Annotated in this window: 15 protein-coding genes; 10 read left to right on the top strand and 5 right to left on the bottom strand. The window is 72.1% G+C overall.

Annotation, left to right across the window (positions count from 1 at the left end):
• The 7 genes from ACTRO_RS04715 to ACTRO_RS04745 are packed head-to-tail and all read left to right on the top strand — an operon-like array spanning nucleotide 1 to nucleotide 6,751.
• Complete coding sequence (locus ACTRO_RS04715) at nucleotides 1-1,368, top strand: condensation domain-containing protein (RefSeq protein WP_034261407.1); 1,368 nt, start codon at nucleotides 1-3, stop codon at nucleotides 1,366-1,368.
• Nucleotides 1,365-2,327 carry a 3-oxoacyl-[acyl-carrier-protein] synthase III C-terminal domain-containing protein gene (locus ACTRO_RS04720; RefSeq protein WP_051450318.1) on the top strand — a complete coding sequence of 321 codons (963 nt, stop codon included), beginning with the start codon at nucleotides 1,365-1,367 and terminating at the stop codon, nucleotides 2,325-2,327. The genes ACTRO_RS04715 and ACTRO_RS04720 overlap by 4 nt, the downstream gene beginning before the upstream one ends.
• Nucleotides 2,324-2,614, top strand: coding sequence for an acyl carrier protein (locus ACTRO_RS04725; protein ID WP_051450319.1), 291 nt, complete (start codon nucleotides 2,324-2,326; stop codon nucleotides 2,612-2,614). Before ACTRO_RS04720 ends, ACTRO_RS04725 begins: the two co-directional genes overlap by 4 nt.
• A 4-nt stretch (nucleotides 2,615-2,618) precedes the next feature.
• Nucleotides 2,619-3,440, top strand: a complete 822-nt coding sequence (locus ACTRO_RS04730; protein ID WP_051450320.1) for a hypothetical protein — start codon at nucleotides 2,619-2,621, stop codon at nucleotides 3,438-3,440.
• Nucleotides 3,437-4,111 (top strand): 4'-phosphopantetheinyl transferase family protein, encoded by a 675-nt coding sequence (locus ACTRO_RS04735; protein ID WP_034261409.1) that lies wholly within the window; start codon nucleotides 3,437-3,439, stop codon nucleotides 4,109-4,111. The genes ACTRO_RS04730 and ACTRO_RS04735 overlap by 4 nt, the downstream gene beginning before the upstream one ends.
• Nucleotides 4,108-5,106 (top strand): alpha/beta hydrolase, encoded by a 999-nt coding sequence (locus tag ACTRO_RS04740; RefSeq protein WP_034273135.1) that lies wholly within the window; start codon nucleotides 4,108-4,110, stop codon nucleotides 5,104-5,106. Before ACTRO_RS04735 ends, ACTRO_RS04740 begins: the two co-directional genes overlap by 4 nt.
• A gap of 7 nt (nucleotides 5,107-5,113) precedes the next feature.
• Complete coding sequence (locus tag ACTRO_RS04745) at nucleotides 5,114-6,751, top strand: class I adenylate-forming enzyme family protein (protein ID WP_034261412.1); 1,638 nt, start codon at nucleotides 5,114-5,116, stop codon at nucleotides 6,749-6,751.
• A gap of 19 nt (nucleotides 6,752-6,770) precedes the next feature.
• Here ACTRO_RS04745 and ACTRO_RS04750 read toward each other — a convergent pair whose 3' ends face one another.
• Entirely contained in the window at nucleotides 6,771-8,624 is a 1,854-nt protein-coding gene (locus ACTRO_RS04750) for a hypothetical protein (protein ID WP_034261414.1), read from the bottom strand.
• Between the two features lie 999 nt (nucleotides 8,625-9,623).
• On the opposite strand from ACTRO_RS04750, the gene ACTRO_RS04755 reads away from it, so the two are divergent.
• From ACTRO_RS04755 to ACTRO_RS04765, 3 genes are all read left to right on the top strand, one after another.
• Nucleotides 9,624-10,871, top strand: coding sequence for an HNH endonuclease signature motif containing protein (locus ACTRO_RS04755; protein WP_034261416.1), 1,248 nt, complete (start codon nucleotides 9,624-9,626; stop codon nucleotides 10,869-10,871).
• A gap of 605 nt (nucleotides 10,872-11,476) precedes the next feature.
• Nucleotides 11,477-11,785: a TetR/AcrR family transcriptional regulator gene (locus ACTRO_RS04760; RefSeq protein WP_034261418.1), complete on the top strand. Its 309-nt coding sequence runs from the start codon at nucleotides 11,477-11,479 to the stop codon at nucleotides 11,783-11,785.
• A 94-nt stretch (nucleotides 11,786-11,879) separates the two neighbouring features.
• Nucleotides 11,880-12,446, top strand: a complete 567-nt coding sequence (locus ACTRO_RS04765) for a hypothetical protein (RefSeq protein ID WP_034261420.1) — start codon at nucleotides 11,880-11,882, stop codon at nucleotides 12,444-12,446.
• Nucleotides 12,447-12,479: 33 nt separating this feature from the next.
• Here the strand turns inward: ACTRO_RS04765 and ACTRO_RS04770 are convergent, their stop codons facing one another.
• From ACTRO_RS04770 to ACTRO_RS04785, 4 genes are all read right to left on the bottom strand, one after another.
• Nucleotides 12,480-13,007 carry an NUDIX domain-containing protein gene (locus ACTRO_RS04770; protein WP_051450322.1) on the bottom strand — a complete coding sequence of 176 codons (528 nt, stop codon included), beginning with the start codon at nucleotides 13,005-13,007 and terminating at the stop codon, nucleotides 12,480-12,482.
• Between the two features lie 15 nt (nucleotides 13,008-13,022).
• Nucleotides 13,023-14,084 carry an FUSC family protein gene (locus tag ACTRO_RS04775; protein ID WP_084315971.1) on the bottom strand — a complete coding sequence of 354 codons (1,062 nt, stop codon included), beginning with the start codon at nucleotides 14,082-14,084 and terminating at the stop codon, nucleotides 13,023-13,025.
• A gap of 76 nt (nucleotides 14,085-14,160) precedes the next feature.
• Nucleotides 14,161-15,309 (bottom strand): SDR family NAD(P)-dependent oxidoreductase, encoded by a 1,149-nt coding sequence (locus tag ACTRO_RS04780; protein ID WP_245594295.1) that lies wholly within the window; start codon nucleotides 15,307-15,309, stop codon nucleotides 14,161-14,163.
• A gap of 154 nt (nucleotides 15,310-15,463) precedes the next feature.
• Complete coding sequence (locus ACTRO_RS04785; protein ID WP_211244098.1) at nucleotides 15,464-15,943, bottom strand: RidA family protein; 480 nt, start codon at nucleotides 15,941-15,943, stop codon at nucleotides 15,464-15,466.
• Nucleotides 15,944-16,115: the final 172 nt, after the last annotated feature.

The raw sequence follows: 16,115 nt of genomic DNA on the forward strand, positions 1-16,115 counted from the left end.
ATGCAACAGGACGCCGTCGCCGCCACCGAGCGGGTGCCGGTCGCCTTCCACGGCGAGGGCACCGGCACCGGCGTGCTCAGCTGGGGGCAGCGCGAGATCTGGTTGGCGATGGTCCACCAACGAGACCACCTGGCCATCGGCGGGCGCAAGGCACTGCCGCCGGGCACGACCGTCGCGCAGATCGCCGACGAGCTCTGCTACCTGATGACGCGTTACCCCTCGATGCGCACGCTGCTGCGCTTCCCCGCCGACGCCCCGGAGCGCCCGACCCAGGAGCTGTTCGACTCCGGCGTGATCGGCCTCGAGGTCTTCGACGTCGCAGAGGGCGAGGACGCCGAAGCCGTCGCGGCGGCCGTGGAGCGCCGCTACAAGTACGAGCCCTACGACCTGGCCGGTACCTGGCCGGTGCGGATGGGCGTGACCCGGCAGCACGGCGAGGCCACGCACATGATCATCCTGCTGGCGCACATCGTCAGCGACGCGGGCGGCGGGTCGCTGATGCTGCGCGAGGTCGAGACCCGCGAGACCGGGCCGGTGCCCGGGATGCAGCAGCTGGAGCAGGCGCGCTGGCAGTCCTCGCCGGACGGGCTGCGGCACAACGCCAGGACCCTGCGGTACTGGGCGGATCTGCTGCGGCGCATCCCGACCCGGCAGCTGCCCGAGCCGCACGAGCCGCACGAGCCCCGGCACTGGGCCGGGGAACTGCACTCGCCCGCCCTGCCGATCGCGGTCAACGCGGTGGCCCGGCGGACCGGCGCCGACTCCTCCGCGGTCCTCATGGCGCTGTTCGCCGCTTCGCTCGCCCGGATCACCGGGATCAACCCGGTGGTGATCCGGCCGGTGGTGCACAACCGCTTCCGGGCCCAGCTGGTCGGGGTCATGTGCATGGTCGCCCAGGCCGGGTGCTGCGCCCTCGACGTGGCCGGCGTCGGCTTCGACCAGGCGGTCGGGCGGGCCGAGCGCGCCACCATGTCCGCCTCCAAGTACGCCTACTTCGACCCCTGGGCACTCAACGACCTGATCGCCGAGGTGGCCGCGGAGCGGGACCCGGAGCTCGACGTCGCCACGTTCTTCAACGACCGGCGCATGGGCAAGGGAACGCACGACGCGGCACTCCCGGAGGCGAGCCCCGAGACCCTCGCGCGCACCGCCGCCGAGGCCAGGTTCGGCTGGACCGACAAGCAGGACGCCCCGATCGAACGGCTGTTCCTGCACGTGGACGACGGGCCCGGGTGGATCCAGCTGCGGGTGTGCGTGGACACGGCGTTCCTGCGGCCCGAGGACGCCGAGCGGCTCGTGTGGAGCATGCAGGAGCTCGCCGTCGCCGCGGCGCTCACGCCCGACACCCCGACCGGCGTGCCCCGATGACCGCGATCACCGCCGTCGCCGCGCACCTGCCGGACAAGCGGGTGCCGATCGAGGACCTGGGCGCCGAGTTCGGCCTGACGACGATGCAGATGCGCGTGTTCCGCCGCTACCACAAGCTCGGCGAGGTGCGGATGGATCCCGGCGGGAGCCTGCTGGACCTGCTGCGCGCGGCGGTCGCCGGGCTCGACGCCCTGCGCGGGCAGGAGCGGCGCGTGCGCTACGTCCTGCACGCGCGCTCGTTCCCGGTGGTCGTGCCGTACCCGTTCGACCCGGTGCGCGAGCTGTGCCGGGAGTTCGGGCTCGAGAACGCGAGCGTGCTCGCCGTCGGCCACCACGCGTGCGCGACCGGCCTGCTCGCCGTCGAGGCGGCCGGGCGGCTGCTCGAAGGCGACGAGCTCGCGCTGGTGCTGACCGGTGAGAAGGCGTTCACCGCGGACGCGCGGATGGTGCCGGAGACCACGTTCTTCGGCGAGGGCGCGGCGGCTTGCCTGGTCAGCGCGGGCGGGGAGGGCGAGCGCGTGCTCTCCTACGCGGTCGAGCAGCGCGGCGAGTACGACAGCGAGGCCGCCTCGGCCGGGGACGCGCTCGCGTTCCAGCAGGAGTACCCGGACCGGCTGGCCGAGACGATCCTGGCCGCGGTCGCGAAGGCGGGCCTGCGCGGGGTGGACGAGGTCGATCTGATCCTGCCGCACAACGTCAACGTCGTGGGCTGGCAGCAGGTCTGCCGCCGTCTCGGCTACCCGCTCTCGCGGGTCGTGCTGGAGAACGTGGGCGGCTACGGCCACGTCTTCTGCGCCGACAACTTCATCAACTATCTGACCGCCGAGCGCGCAGGCCGGCTCGAGCCGGGCGCGAAGTACGTGATGGCCGCGGCCGGAGCCGGGCTGGGCGCGGTGTACTGCGCGATGGTCCTCGAACACGTGCCCGGACACCCCAGCGAGCGAAAGGAACGGCCGTGACCGCCGTTACCACCGATGAGTCCCCCGCCGTGCCGAGCGAGCGGGTCGTGGAGCACATCTGCGGGGTGCTGCCGAAGGTGCTCAAGCGCGAGCGGGTGGAGGCGAGCGCCGAGAGCACCCTGATGGAGAGCCTCGGCATGGGCTCGACCTCGGCCCTCGAGCTCGTGCTGGAGCTCGAGGAGGCGATGGGCCGGGAGATCAGCATCGAGGACCTGGGCCGCGAGCACTTCCGGACGGTCGGCACGCTGGCCGAGTACGTCGCCGGAAACCTGCTGCCGGAAGAGTGAGCCGATGCCCGCCGTGAGCCTGCGCCGCTCGGTCCGACTCGGCTTCGCGCCGTCGGACGCCTCCGGCGCCGACCCGCAGCGTCTCGCCGAACGCGAGACCTACCACCGGGATCTGCTGCGCCCCTACGGGCTCGATCCCGATCTCGGCGCGCTGGCCGGCGCCGGACCGTCCTACGGCGAGATGGGACGGGCGCTACTCGAGCTCGCCGTGCCGCCGCACGAGCCGGTCGACCTGCTCGTGCTGGCCTACGCGGTCCCCGACCTCGAGCCCGGCCGGGCCACCGCGACGTATCTCAGCCACCTGTGCCCGGGCCGGCCGACGTCCTTCGCAGTGAGCGATCAGGGCACTGCCGCGGCGTTCACCGGCCTGAAGCTGATCGGCGAGTACACGCGGGCGGGCGACGCGCGGCGGGCGGTGCTGCTCGTGGTGGAGCAGGCGACGCTGCCGTACGACCCGGGCGTGCCGGTGACGCTGCCGACCGGGCACACCGGCGTCGCGCTGGTGCTCGAAGCCGTCGTGGCCGGGGCGGACGCAGCGGACGCGGACTGGCAGCTGGGGTCCGTCTCGGCCACGCCGAATGCCGCGCAACAGCCGCCGGCGGAGGAACCGGGGACGGTCGCGATCCTCGGCGCCGGACTCGACGCGGGTCTCGATGGCGGACTCTCAGCGGACGAACAGCGTCCGTACACGGGCGTCTGGTGGCAGCTCGCCGGGCTGCTCGCACCCGACGGTCCGGCGCCGCAGGCCGAGCGCGTGCTGCTCGCCGACTTCGAGCCGGACTCCAAATCGCTGTGCCTGGCCGAATTCAGGGCTCTGATGCCGTGAGCCCTGATGTCGTGCACGTGTGGCTGGCCCGCGACAGCATGCCGGATCCGGTGCTCGCGCGGCTGTACACGCTCCTCGACGCCGACGAACGACGCCGCGCCGACGCCTACATCCGGCCACGGGACCGCCGCCGCTACGTCGTCGCGCACGCGGCCGCGCGCAGCGTCGTCGGCGCGCATCTCGGCGTGCCGGCGCAGCGGATCCGCTGGCGGATCGGGCACAACGGCAAGCCGCAGGTGGCGCTGCCGCACAGCGGGATCGAGGTCAACCTCTCGCACTCGCACGGCCTGTCCGCGATCGCGCTCAGCCCGGCGCGGCCGGTGGGCGTGGACGTCCAGGCCATCTCGCCCACGACGGACGTCGCCGCCATGGCCCGGCGCTACTACAGCCCGCAGGAGACGGACTTCGTGCTCTGCCCCACCGCCTCGCCCGCGGTCCGCTCGCTGCGCTTCACCCGACTCTGGACGCGCAAGGAGGCCATGGTCAAGGCGGCCGGGAGCCGGCTGCTGCGCGGCATGCCGGTGAGCGTGCTGGACGGCGGCGTCGTCGAGTTCGACGACTGGCCACACCGGATAGCCGACATCCCGGCCCCCGCGGGCTACCGCGCGGCCGTCGCCCTGCGCGGCGGACAGCCCTTCCACGTCATCGAACACTGGTGGTCGAACGCATGAACCCACAGACGCAGCCGAAACCACGTCCGCTGCACCCCCAGATCCAGGCCATGCGCGACCGCCGGGCAGCCGCCGGCACTCCCGCGCTCTACACCCTCTCCCTCGCGCAGGCCCGCGCCGAGGACCTGGCCACGATCCAGGCCGACGCGGGCCAGGTCGAGACGGTCTTCCAAGTCGAGGACTACACGATGCCGGGGCCCGGCGGCGAGCCGCTACCGGTGCGCGTCTACCGGCCCGAGGCCCGTCGCCCGCTGCCCGCGCTGCTCTACTACTTCGGCGGCGGCTGGACCCTCGGCAGCATCGACACCGCGGACGCGATCTGCCGGCGGCTGGCCAACGCCGCCGGCTGCCTCGTCGTCACCGTCGGGTACCGGCTCGCACCTGAGCACCCGTTCCCGGCCGCAGTGCACGACTGCCACGCCGCACTGCGGTGGGTCGCGGACGAGCAGGCCGAGATCCTCGGCGCCGACCCGACCCGGCTCGCGGTGGCCGGGGACAGCGCCGGCGGGAACCTCGCCGCCGCCGTGACCCTGCTCGCCCGGGCCGAGCAGCGTACCGCCCTGGTCGGGCAGCTGCTGGTGTATCCGAACACCGACCAGCTCGCCGACGACGCCTCGCTGCGCGAGAACGACGACCCCTGCCTGTTCAACCGGCGCTCGGTGGCCTGGTACATCCGGCACTACCTCGCCGACGCCGCAGACGCGGGCAACCCGCTCGCCTCCCCGCTGCGCGCATCCGACCTGGCCGGCCTGCCGCCCGCGCTGGTCATCACCGCCGAGCACGACCCGCTGCGCGACCAGGGCGAGGCCTACGCGCGCCGGCTGGCCGAGGCGGGCGTCCCGGTCGAGCTGACCCGATACGCCGGCATGGCCCACGGTTTCTTCGCCATGACCGGCACGGTCGACGACGCCCGAGCCGCCATCGAACAGGCCGCGCTGCAGCTGCGCGCCTGGTTCGCCGAGCCTGTGCCCCGCACGTCCGACGACGAGGAGTAGCCCGACCATGACGACCAACATCCGCGCGGCACTGGCGGCCGACCCGGACCTCGGCGCCGGCAACGTCCTGCCCAAACTCGCCGAGCACGGCGCCGACCCCGGCCGTCCGAGCCTGACCTTCGACACGGACGTCGACGGCATCCCGGCCTGGACGGCGCTCGATCTGCGCACCCTGACCGAGCGCGTGGCGGCGCGCGCCGAATGGTTCGAGCGGCACGGGGTGCGGCCGCGCGACCCGATCGCGATCTACGCGACCTCGGCCGCCGACGTGCTGCTCAACGCCTACGCGCTGATGTGGCTCGGCGCCATACCGGCTCTGATGAACGGCAACATGCCGATCCCGATCGCGGCCGAGTTCGTCAGACGTCTGCGGGCGGCCGGAGTGATCCTCGACGCGGACCACGCCGAGTTGCGCACGCACGAACTCGGCGCGCAGATCCTCGGCGACGCGGCCGAGACCGGAAGCGGCGACCCGCTGCGGGCGCCGGAGCACTACCGCCACCACCGGGACGATCCGATCGCCATCACCCACTCCTCCGGCACCACCCGCACCCCGACCGCCGCCGTGCACTCGCACTTCAGCCTGTTCCACGCCGTCCGGGAGCTGCGACTCTCGGAGCCGCGCCCGCGCGGCGAGGTGCGCGAGCTCTCGGTCATGCCCGCGGCCCACGCGGCCGGGCTGGTGACGGTCAACCAGTCCCTGTGCAACGGCTACGAGCTGCTCTTCCTCTCCGCCCAGGGCGGGCCGTTCGAGCACAGCGGCGCGGCGACCATCGACGCCATCGAACGCTGGCGGCCCACCGGCGTGTTCGGCTTCGCCGTCACCTGGTCCGAGCTCGCCCGGCACGATCTGGCCGCCCGCGATCTCAGCTCCGTGCGCAACTGGAACAGCACCGGCGACTGCGCGCACGAGACGCACATCCGTAAGCTCGTCGCGGCCGGCAGCCACCCCGTGTACACGCGCGGCGGCGTCGTGAACGCGCCCGGGTCGAAGTTCATCGACATGCTCGGCTCGACCGAGATGGGCCACAGCGCGTTCCAGATGGTGCACACCCCCGAGACGGATCGCTACGACCGCTGCGTCGGCAAGGTGCTCCCGTTCGCCGAGGTGGCGCTGCTGGACCCGGAGACCGGGCAGGAGGTGCCGGAGGGCGAGGTCGGCCACGTCGGCCTGAAGTCGCCGACCCTCGCGCTCGGCAACTGGAACGACTCCGTCGGCACCTTCCGCGACCGGCGCAACGGCTACTACCTGACCGGCGACCTGATGTACCGCGACGCAGAGGGTTACTACTACCACGTCGACCGCGTCGTCGACGCGATCGACCTGGGCGACGGCACCCGGCTCTACACCGCGCTGTCCGAAGAACGCATCCTGACCCGGTGCCCCGACGTGCGCGACGCCACGGTCCTCGCCGCCCGCCAGGACGACGGCACGGTGGTCACCGACGTGCTGCTGCAACTCGCCGAAGGAGCCGACCCGGGGGTCGACCGCGAACCGCTCGTGCGGGCCGCACTCGGCGACACCGCCCGCACCCTGCGCCGCGTCGTCAACGTCGAGGACGACGGGCTGGTGACCGGCACCACCGGGAAGGTCCGCAAGTTCCTGATGCGCCAGGACCTACTGGCGGCTGCGACAGGGAACTGATACCGCGGGCCGCCGTGCGCTACTGAAGTTCGCGTAGCGCGTGGCGGGCTGCCTGAAGCAGCTCCTCGTCTTCGACGATCGTGCGCCCGACGCGCCGCTCCGCCGTCAGCAGCGCGGTGAGCGACCCGATCAGCTCGGGTTCCACCTCGGCTGCGGCGGGGCCGATGGCGCCGACGTACCGCACGGCGCGCATGCAGGCGGAGCTGAAGCCGTCCCGGGTCAGCCCGCGCAGGCGGCGGGCGAGCGCCGGGACGGCAGGTCCGGGGTCCCCGGTCATACGCCAGTAGGCGTGCGCGGACTCGACCTGGTTCCATTCGCCCGGCAGGTCGATCAGGGCACGTACGGCCGGCGCGTGCGCGGCGGCCAGCGGTCCGAGGTCGGCAAGATAGCGGAGCACTGGATGGAAGTATCCGGCCTCGGCAGCGGCGCCGAGGACGGGCAGCGCGAGGCGCGGGTCCCCGGTGATGCGCCAGTGTGCCCACGCTGCGGGCTGCGTGACCGGCCGATCGAAGTGCGGCGTGCCGTGGGGGTGCGGCGGAGTGTGCGTGCCGCGGGCGAGGTCGGCGAGGATTCCGGCGGCCGCCGCGGCGGCGGGGCCGCGGCTGCCGAGCTCGTCGGCCACGCGGTGCACTATCGGCTCGTCCAGCATGTCGATCAGCTCGGCCACCTGGCCGTCGGCCGACTGGTCGGCGAAGGGCTTGCCGTCGGGCCGGAACGCCGGTCCAGGTGCTTCAATGCCGAGCCGGCGAAGCACTGTCAGAACCGTGTCCGCCGGTCCGCTGGCATGCGCGGGGACACCGTAGTACCCGGTCACTTCGCCGCGGTGGGCGTCGAAGTACTCGACCAGCCGCGCTGTGAACGGCGCGACCGTCTCGCCTGATTGAGCCACGATCGCGCGGGCCACGTCGCGGGCTTGAGAGTCGGCGCCGGGGTCGAACACGGTGTCGAGGACCAGTTCCCACAGGTCGCGCGCCGGTCGGCGCCACATGCGCAGCAGCTCCTTGACGAGCCTCATGCCATTGGCGCGATGCGTGGCGTCCGGACTCTGTGTCAGGGCCTTGGCCATGGCGTCGGCCTGGTCGGGATGCGCTGACAGGCGTATCGCCTCCTCCTCCGCCGAGTACCTGTGGTGTTGGTACCATGGCAACTCCGGGCGCAGGGGCGGCAGACGAGCGCTGCGGTGCGGCGTTTCCCAAGGTGACGCGGCCAGGGCGACCTGCTCCGGCAGGCACAGCAGCGCGGCAAGCCGGACCTCGAGCTCCGGATGCTCCACCATCTCCCTGGCGATAGCCGTCAGATCGTCGTCCGCCGCCGGATCCTCGGGCCGGCCCATTCCGGCCAGGGCGCGGAGCGCGGAACTGAGCGCATACGGGTCCTGCTCCACGCGCACGTGCCGGCGCAGCGCGGCGCTCAGATCGCCGCGCACGCTCGCGTCGAAGGCGACGCGCCCGGCGATCTCACTGCTCGCGGCGATCGCGCCGGCCGTCGTCGCCGCCCGGGCGCGCACGCCGGGCGCGGAATCACGGAGCAGGCCGATCACGGTCGGCAGCATGGCGATCAGCGCGGCAGCCGCCGGATCGCCGTCGTCGGCGGAAAGGTACAGCCGAAAGTACCCCTCGCGGACCCGGAGTAAGTCGAGGATCGCGACTCGACGCGAACTGCCCTCGAGCGCGAGCAGACCTTCCAGGCACCGGAGGACCGCCGCAGAGTTGTGACCCGCCGGGCCCCGGGTCACGCTCCGCTCAAGCTCAGCCAGCAGCGGCCGCGGATTGCCTCCCGTCGCCAGCCCGTGCAGCGCGGCCTTCGTGCCGGGCGATCCGGCCCAGGCCGATCTGAGAATGTACTCGACGAGCTCTTCCCGATTCCGCGCCATACGCATGAGTCTAGTTCGGTGGTGGACCTTCGTGGTGCGATATCGCGTCAGCCGAGGGTTTCAGGGCTCTGGCCTGCCGACGGCCGGGCCGCAGTGACGGCGAGCCCGTCCATGTAGTTGCGGCACCAGACGATCAACCCGTCCCGAATCTCGTGCACAGCGTGCGCACATGGCCTGCTGATGGCGCGTCACGGTGGCTTGCATGGCATTACCTCCACGAAGGCCGAGTCAACGTTCGTTGGGCTTGATACCCATTGATATTCGGCTGAGTGGTCGTTGGGGTGGGTGGGCGCTTCGCTTCGCCTTCGGTTTCGTTTGCCCGCCCTGCCCGCTCGTTGCGTTGGTGGTAACGGGCTGGGGTTTCAAGCTTCGCCTCCGGCGGGGGCCCTTCTCTCGGAGAGAATGCCGGGGCTGCGTGGTTGCTGTCGTTGGTGGGGCGGGCTGGGGTTCGGGGTGGTCGGGTGCCGGGGGCGTGCTCTCTCCTCGGCCGGTCCCCGGAGGCAATCAGGGACCTGCCGGGAGGTCAAGCGGCGCGTGGGTTCCGCTGATGCTCGATCTTGCATGGCGCCGCTTGACCTCCCGGCAGAACCCTGATCGGGCTTCGCCTGCCCGACCGAGGAGAGAGCACACCCCCTGAGGGTCCGGTGCGAGCTGCGCTCGGGCCGAGTCCCGTCCCGTGGCCCGGCCGCGCTTGATGCACGATCTTGCATCGCCTGGTCTCGACCGATCCTCTTCGGTTTCCCTGGTTCGGGAGTCTTGCGGGCCGGTGTCCGGCGGTTCGGCTTTGCTCGGTACAGGATGTCGTGTCATGTAGATTCCTGTATCGCCTGTTCCGTTGCCGTTCCCGTCTCCTGTTTTAACGTCCGGGGGCATCCGCGGGTTCCCGGGAATCTCCTTGATTCTTTTTACCACGCAAGGGCCGTATACGCGTCTTTTGTCGGTGGCTGGTTCTAGAATAGAAGTGTTCGGGGATTCCGGGGCTGGTGGTGGGAGGGTGTTGTGGACGGGGTGGCTGTGGAGGTCGCGTCGATCTCGGGGGTGGTGCGCGGGGTGCTCGCGCGTGCACGGGCGGACGGTGAGGGGGATGCGGGTCGGGTTGATGCGGTGCGTGAGGCGATCGTGGAGGTGGGCCGGGCGGCGCAGGCGTTGCAGGGGATGCTGCTCGCGCTGGTGGGCGAGGGCGACCGGCTCGGTATCGCGCGCGGCGGTGTCGGCCCGTGGCTGGCGACGGTGCTGGATGTGACCGAAGGCCGGGCCCGCGCACTCGCGCACGACGCCCGGCTGCTGGCCCGGCTGCCGCGGGTGGAGGCGGAACTGTGCTCCGGAGTGATCGGGCCTGATTCCGCGCGGGCGCTGGCGCGCACGGTCAAGGCGGTACGCGCGACGGGCCTGGACCCCGCGGAGGAGGCCGCCAAGACACTCGAGGTGACCCGGGAGCACGGTGCGCGCGCCGGGCTGGAGCGGGTACGGGTGCTCGAGGAGCAGATCAAGCCCGGCTCGATCGAGGCGCGTCACGCGCGCGAGCGCGAGCGTTCCTTCGCCCGGTTCACCACGTGCGGGGACGGTCAGATGCACCGGTGTGAGATCCTGCTCGACCCGGTGCGCGGCGCCGTGTTCCAGGCCGCGATCGATCTACAGGTCGCCGAGATGATCCGGACCCGGCAGTACGACGGCGGCGAGATCGTGCCGCAGGATGTGCGCACCACTGAGCAGATGAACGCCGAAGCCGTCACCCGGCTCGCACAGGTCTTCCTCGACGCCACGCCCGAACAGCGCCGCGCCCACTTCTCCCTGCCCGCGCTCGCAGTCACCCTCGAAAACCCGGCCGCACACCTGGGAGCCATGCGAGATCCTGCCGCGCACGTGGCGGGCGTGAAGGATCCTGCGGTCCACGCCGACATCCCGGTGGGTTGTGCGCGGACGGTGTTCGGGGCGCTGGTTCCGGCGGGGCGTTTGCCGAGGCGGGGTGATCCGAGGCGTCATGTGCTGGTGACCGACGGGTGTACGGGTAGCTTCGACGGGGTCGCGGTGGATGGTGATCCTCGGGCGCGTCTGGCCTCACCCGGGCAGCGGGCGTTTCTTGGCTGGCGTGACCGGCACTGCACGTATCCCGGGTGTGATCGCCCGTTGACGTTCGCCCTGCACGCCCACCATGTCGTGCCGTTCGCGCAGGGCGGTGGGACGAGTGTGGGAAACCTCCGGCTGTATTGCACGGAGCATCACACGACCGTTCACCAGGAACGGTGATGCATGATCCTGTATCGGCCGCGGCCGGGCCGCCGGACACGCTCCGCCAGGCTCCCGAACCAGGCAGTCGAGACAAGCCGTCGGATACGGGCGGTGCAGGATTCTTCCGGATCGAGCGCGACCAGGCCACCCGGCCCGGCCCGAGCGCAGCTCACACCGGACCCTCAGGGGGTGTGCTCTCTCCTCGGTCGGGCAGGCGAAGCCCGATCAGGGTTCTGCCGGGAGGTCAAGCGGCGCGATGCAAGATCGAGCATCAGCGGAAACCACGCGCCGCTTGAGCTCCCGGCAGGTTCCTGATTGCCTCCGGGGACCGACCGAGGAGAGAGCACACCCCCGCAACCCCACCACCCCCAACCCCAGCCCGCCCCACCAACAACAGCACCCACGCGACCCCGGCAATCTCTCCGAGGGAAGGGCCCGCGCCGGAGGCGAGATCTTGAAACCTCAGCCCGCCCCGCTACGCAACGGGTGGGCGGGCGGTCAGAAGAAACAGGGCGGCGCGAAGCGGCCGTCCGCACCCGACGACCACTCAGCTCATCAATCGGTATTTAACGGGGCGCGGCCGCAGAGTCAACCGCTGTTGATTTTTGCTCCAGCGCGCTGCCATGGCCGCCGCCGCGGGAATCGACCCCGCCCTCGTCATCCGCTACTTCGGCAGCAAGCAAGGGCTCTTCCAGAGCGCGGCCCGCCTCCCCGACGCGGCGACCGAGCCCGAGAGCCCGGAAACGCTGGCGGTCCGGCTCAGCAAGGCCGCGCCCGGGCCGGACGCGGAACTACGGGCCGGTCTCACGGCGACGATGATGCTCGGGGTCGCCATCGGCCGGCAGATGCTCGATCTGCCCTCGCTGACGCAGGCGTCTGTCAGCGACATCCAACGCGTCATGCAGCCGGCACTGCGTGCGGTGATGGAGTGACCCTTGCCGCCGTGTCAGGATTCCCCTACAGTCACGCCGCGGGAAGCCTTGACGCCTAGACGTCAGGGTACGCTGACGGCTGGGGAGGCGCGGCATGGGCTGGATCTACGACGGGGTGTCCGATGCTGAGCACGAGGGCTACTCGATCGGCGTACTGGCCGGCGGCGTCATCCCGACGTACGCGACCGGCGGGCAGTGGTTCGAGATGGAGTTCCACGACGGCTGGTGGTCCACCGGCCACGGCCCCAAAGAGCCTGAGATGGCCGAACCCGCGTGGCTGCTTCCGGCCTGCGTCTGCGGCTGGCGCGGCGAGCGCGCCGAGTACAACGCACATGCCGAGGCCGAGGCGCGGGCGCAGTGGGACGCGCACATGGACGAGGTCACCGTCTACCTGCTGACCGTCGCGCGCGCGGCCGAGTCGCTCGTGGACCTGCTCGAAGTCGCCCGCAAGGCCGGAGAGTTCGACGACCGGCCGCTGGCCGTCATCAAGGCCCTGCGGGTGACGCAGGCGCACATCAGCTCCCAGATCAACGCGGCGGTCGGCGCCGCCCGCGCCCAGGAGCTGAGCTGGGAACTGATCGGCGACGCGCTCGGCGTCACCCGGCAGACCGCGCACGAGCGCTACCGCGGCGCCGAGGCCGTGCCCGCGCAGCCCCGGTAGGGCAGGTGGACCAGGCAGGGCAGGAGTCGCCGGTCACGCGGTCAGGAACGCCGCCCGCCCCGTGGCCCGAGCCTGCTCGGCCGCCGCGAGACAGGTGACGAACACCCGCGAGGCCTTCGTCCGCCACTGCTCGACCGGCGAGACGGCCCACTCGTCGTGCTCGCCCGGATCCAGTCGGATCCCCGCCAGCTGCGCCTCCGTCAGCACTCCCCCGTCGAAGAGGAAACCGATCCGCGCGTAGCCGGGCCAGGCCGGCTCCGGCCCGCGGAAGAGCGTCGCGAGCAGCGCCGGCTCACCGCCGAACTCCATCCCGGTCTCCTCGGCGAGTTCACGCACCGCGGCCGCGAAGGGCGAGACGTCGCCGTGGTCCATGTCGCCGCCGGGGAACTGCCAGTTGTCCGGCCGAAAGCTGGACCTCATGCCGAAGGGCCGCCCGGCCTCGTCGGTGAAGTAGAACGCCGCGTGAATCGTCGAGTGCGGGATCGTCTCGATGTACTGCTCGATCGGCAGCCATCCCGCCCTCGTCTCGTCGTCCCGCGTCTCGCTCTCCTGCGTACCCATGTGCCCTCCCATGATCTAAGCCGCCGGACGCGTGTGCTGATGCGGCGGCGGCCGGACGTCCGTCAGCAGGGTGACGACGATACCGATGATGCTGCCGACGACGGTGTCGATGAGCCGCTCGCCGATGAGCGTGTCGGCGGTGGCGTTGCCGGGCAGCGACGTGATCAGCAACGCCATCGGGGTCACCCACACCGTGCCGAGCCAGTAGTTCGCCGTGATGAAGACCTCGATGATCGCGCCGGAGGCCACCACCAGCGTCACCAGGATCAGGTCGCTGTCTTTCGCGAACTGGTCCAGGATCGCGAAGACGCCGAGGCCGAGCAGCGTGCCGACTGTGCGCTGCAGTGCGCGCTGGCCGTGCTGCACACGTGTGCCGACGAACACGGCCGCGGCCGTCACCATCGCCCAGTACGGCCGCCCCACCCCGAGCAGTTCCGCGATGTAGCCGGACGCGGCGACGCCCACCAGGCAGCGCAGCGCGGGGCGCAACAGCTCCGGGTCGGCTTCGACCGGCGGGTCGCCCGGCGACCACGCGCGTCGGCCGACGCGGCTGTACCAGAGAGCCGGGGCGATCACGATGCCGCAGGCCCACACCGCGCACAGCGCGTAGGTGAGCCAGCGCAGCGGCAGCTGGCTCACCGGGACGCCGGGCGCGAACAGGATGCCGAGGTCCAGGAAGACCAACACCACGTGGCGCGGCGGGCCGACCCGGTAGCGCTCGCAGGCCAGCTTCTGCGCCGCCGCGAGCGCGCTGCCGACGAGCACCAGCAGCGGCGTGCCCGGGTCGGCCGCCGCGACCAGGCCGACCAGGAGCAGCGAGGCGGCCTGGCCGACGCAGAGTCCGGCCATCTTGCGCACCCGGGTCGGCAGATCGAATTCGTGCCCGTAGAGCACGAGCATCGAGCCGGTCAGCGCGTAGAACGCGAGATCCAGGCGGCCGATGCCGTAGAGGGTGTAGAGCACCGCGCTGTTGGTCAGCAGCACGGCCAGCGCGCGCCGGTACCAGGTCGGCGAGATCCGCCCGACCTTCATCCATTCGCGCGGGCTGTACCCGGCCGGCAGCGTCCATCGCGGCATGATCGCAGCGTAGAGACGCCGCGAGCCCGGTCCGCGCCGCCACGCCCGGCCGGCTCACCCGCGCGTCGGCGATGTCTCAGCCGAAGCGCGCGGCGAGCTGACGGTAGGCCGAGGGGGCCAATGCCCTGATGCCGACCGGGATGCGGAACCAGCGCGGCACGAAGATCTCCTCGCGGCCGGAACCGATCGCCTTGACCACCGCGCGCGCGACGTCCTCCGGCGGGATCGGGCGGGGCCGGCGGCGGTTGTACGGCTGGCCGCGCCGGGCGAAGAACGGGGTGTCGACCACGCCGGGCACCACGTGCGTCATCTGCACGCCCGTGCCGCGCAGCTCGTAGCGCAGCGAGTCGGCGAACGCTCCCAGACCGGCCTTCGCGGCGGAGTAGACCGCCTCGCCCTCGACGCCGAGGCAGCCGGCCACCGAGCCGATCAGCACGAGGTGGCCCCGGCGCTGGAGCAGCATGTGCGGCAGCGCCAGCCGGACCAGCTTGATCACCGCGGCCAGGTCCACCGCTAGGACCCGCTCGAGCGCGCTGGTGGGCATGGTGGCGAAAGAGCCGGCCCAGCCCACCCCGGCCGAGGCGACCAGCAGGTCGATCCGGTCCGCCACGTCGACGGCGGTGCTCACCAGCCGGCGGGCGCCGTCCGGCGCGGCCAGGTCGCAGCGCAGCGGCGTCGCGCCGGTCTCCTGCGCCACCCGGCCGACGCGGTCGGCGTCGCGGCCGGAGACCAGCAGGTTCCAGCGGTCCTCCGCCGCGAGCGCGCGGGCGATCGCCGCGCCGATGCCGGAGGACGCGCCGGTCACCAGCGCCACGCCCCGGCCGGGCTCCACGACCCGGTCCGGTGCGCCCGCGAGCGTCGGGGCGGGGGTGAAGCCGGGCATGCCGACGAGGCCGAGCTCGCGCACGTCGACGGCGGCGGAATCGGCGATCCGGTTCGGGAAGCGGGCGAGGTCGGTGACGTTCGTCCATTCGGCCGCGGCCAGCCGGGCGAAAGCGGGCGGCTCGTCGCAGTCCTCGATGGCGTCCGCGGCGAGGGCCGACGCGCGGCCGTCGGCGGCGCCGCCGAACGCCTGCGGATCGAGGGCCCAGGGCCGGGCCTGCTCACCACCCCCGCCGAGCTCCCGCACGGCGCGCTCGGCCGCCGCGCGGCGCTGCGCGGCATCCGCGGTCGTGCCGGGCCGCTCGTCTGGGAGCGCCCGGTACGCATGCGGCAGCACTGCCATGAGACCTCCTCTGCTCGAGCCCTGCTCCGCGCGCGACCCGTTCGCCGCCCCGCGTGACCGCCCGGTACCTGGGCTCGGCGGTCCCGCTCGGGCATCGGCCACCGCAAATTAGCCTGCCATGGCCAGTGCGAACGTGCCCGTTGGAGCGCCCGGACTAGGAGTCCATAGGTTTATCCGCGACGCGCTGCTCATCCGCGCCCTCGCCCGGCTCGCCGGGGGCGAGCACTGCCCAGGCCTCGACCTCCAGCACCAGCTCCGGCCGGAAGAGCGCCGCGACTTGGACTGCGGTGCTCGCGGGCGGGTTGTCCACGTCGACGTACTGGTCCCGGGCCTTGCGGATGGCCGGGAGGTGGACCACGTCGGTGACGAAGTAGCTGAGCTTCACGACGTCCGCGAACGTGGCGCCGGCCGCGGTGAGGCAGCGGTGGAGATTCTCGAAGGCCTGCAGCGCCTGCGCCGCGGGGTCGCCGACGCCGACGGGGTTGCCGTACTGGTCCAGAGCCACCTGGCCGGAGACCACGACCAGCCGACCGGTTCCGGTGACCACGTGGGTGTATCCGACTCCGGGGGCCACTCCGTCCGGCGCCGGGATGTGCTGAAGGCTCTGATTCGGCTTGCTCGGTTGCGTCGTCACGCCGTCCATCCTGATAGATGATCAGGCCGCGCCACAAATCCCCCCATCCACGTCGAACACGACCCGGCGGCTTCGACAGGCGTTCGACGCCGCATCGATCCGCCGATCTGCAACTTTCACCTCACGTGCACGTCGAAGCCCTGATCAGCCGCGGCAGGACGCGGTCGCGCGG

Origin of the sequence: Actinospica robiniae DSM 44927 (genome assembly GCF_000504285.1) — a bacterium.
Classification (GTDB): Bacteria; Actinomycetota; Actinomycetes; order Streptomycetales; family Catenulisporaceae; genus Actinospica; species Actinospica robiniae.

Bases quoted from the DNA above. Each gene is read 5' to 3' on its own strand.
- ACTRO_RS04745 (WP_034261412.1), top strand. From the start codon at position 5,114: ATGACGACCAACATCCGCGCGGCACTGGCGGCCGACCCGGACCTCGGC.
- ACTRO_RS04715 (WP_034261407.1), top strand. From the start codon at position 1: ATGCAACAGGACGCCGTCGCCGCCACCGAGCGGGTGCCGGTCGCCTTC.
- ACTRO_RS04740 (WP_034273135.1), top strand. From the start codon at position 4,108: ATGAACCCACAGACGCAGCCGAAACCACGTCCGCTGCACCCCCAGATC.
- ACTRO_RS04775 (WP_084315971.1), bottom strand. From the start codon at position 14,084: ATGCCGCGATGGACGCTGCCGGCCGGGTACAGCCCGCGCGAATGGATG.
- ACTRO_RS04780 (WP_245594295.1), bottom strand. From the start codon at position 15,309: ATGGCAGTGCTGCCGCATGCGTACCGGGCGCTCCCAGACGAGCGGCCC.
- ACTRO_RS04765 (WP_034261420.1), top strand. From the start codon at position 11,880: ATGGGCTGGATCTACGACGGGGTGTCCGATGCTGAGCACGAGGGCTAC.
- ACTRO_RS04760 (WP_034261418.1), top strand. From the start codon at position 11,477: ATGGCCGCCGCCGCGGGAATCGACCCCGCCCTCGTCATCCGCTACTTC.
- ACTRO_RS04720 (WP_051450318.1), top strand. From the start codon at position 1,365: ATGACCGCGATCACCGCCGTCGCCGCGCACCTGCCGGACAAGCGGGTG.
- ACTRO_RS04750 (WP_034261414.1), bottom strand. From the start codon at position 8,624: ATGGCGCGGAATCGGGAAGAGCTCGTCGAGTACATTCTCAGATCGGCC.
- ACTRO_RS04730 (WP_051450320.1), top strand. From the start codon at position 2,619: ATGCCCGCCGTGAGCCTGCGCCGCTCGGTCCGACTCGGCTTCGCGCCG.
- ACTRO_RS04770 (WP_051450322.1), bottom strand. From the start codon at position 13,007: ATGGGTACGCAGGAGAGCGAGACGCGGGACGACGAGACGAGGGCGGGA.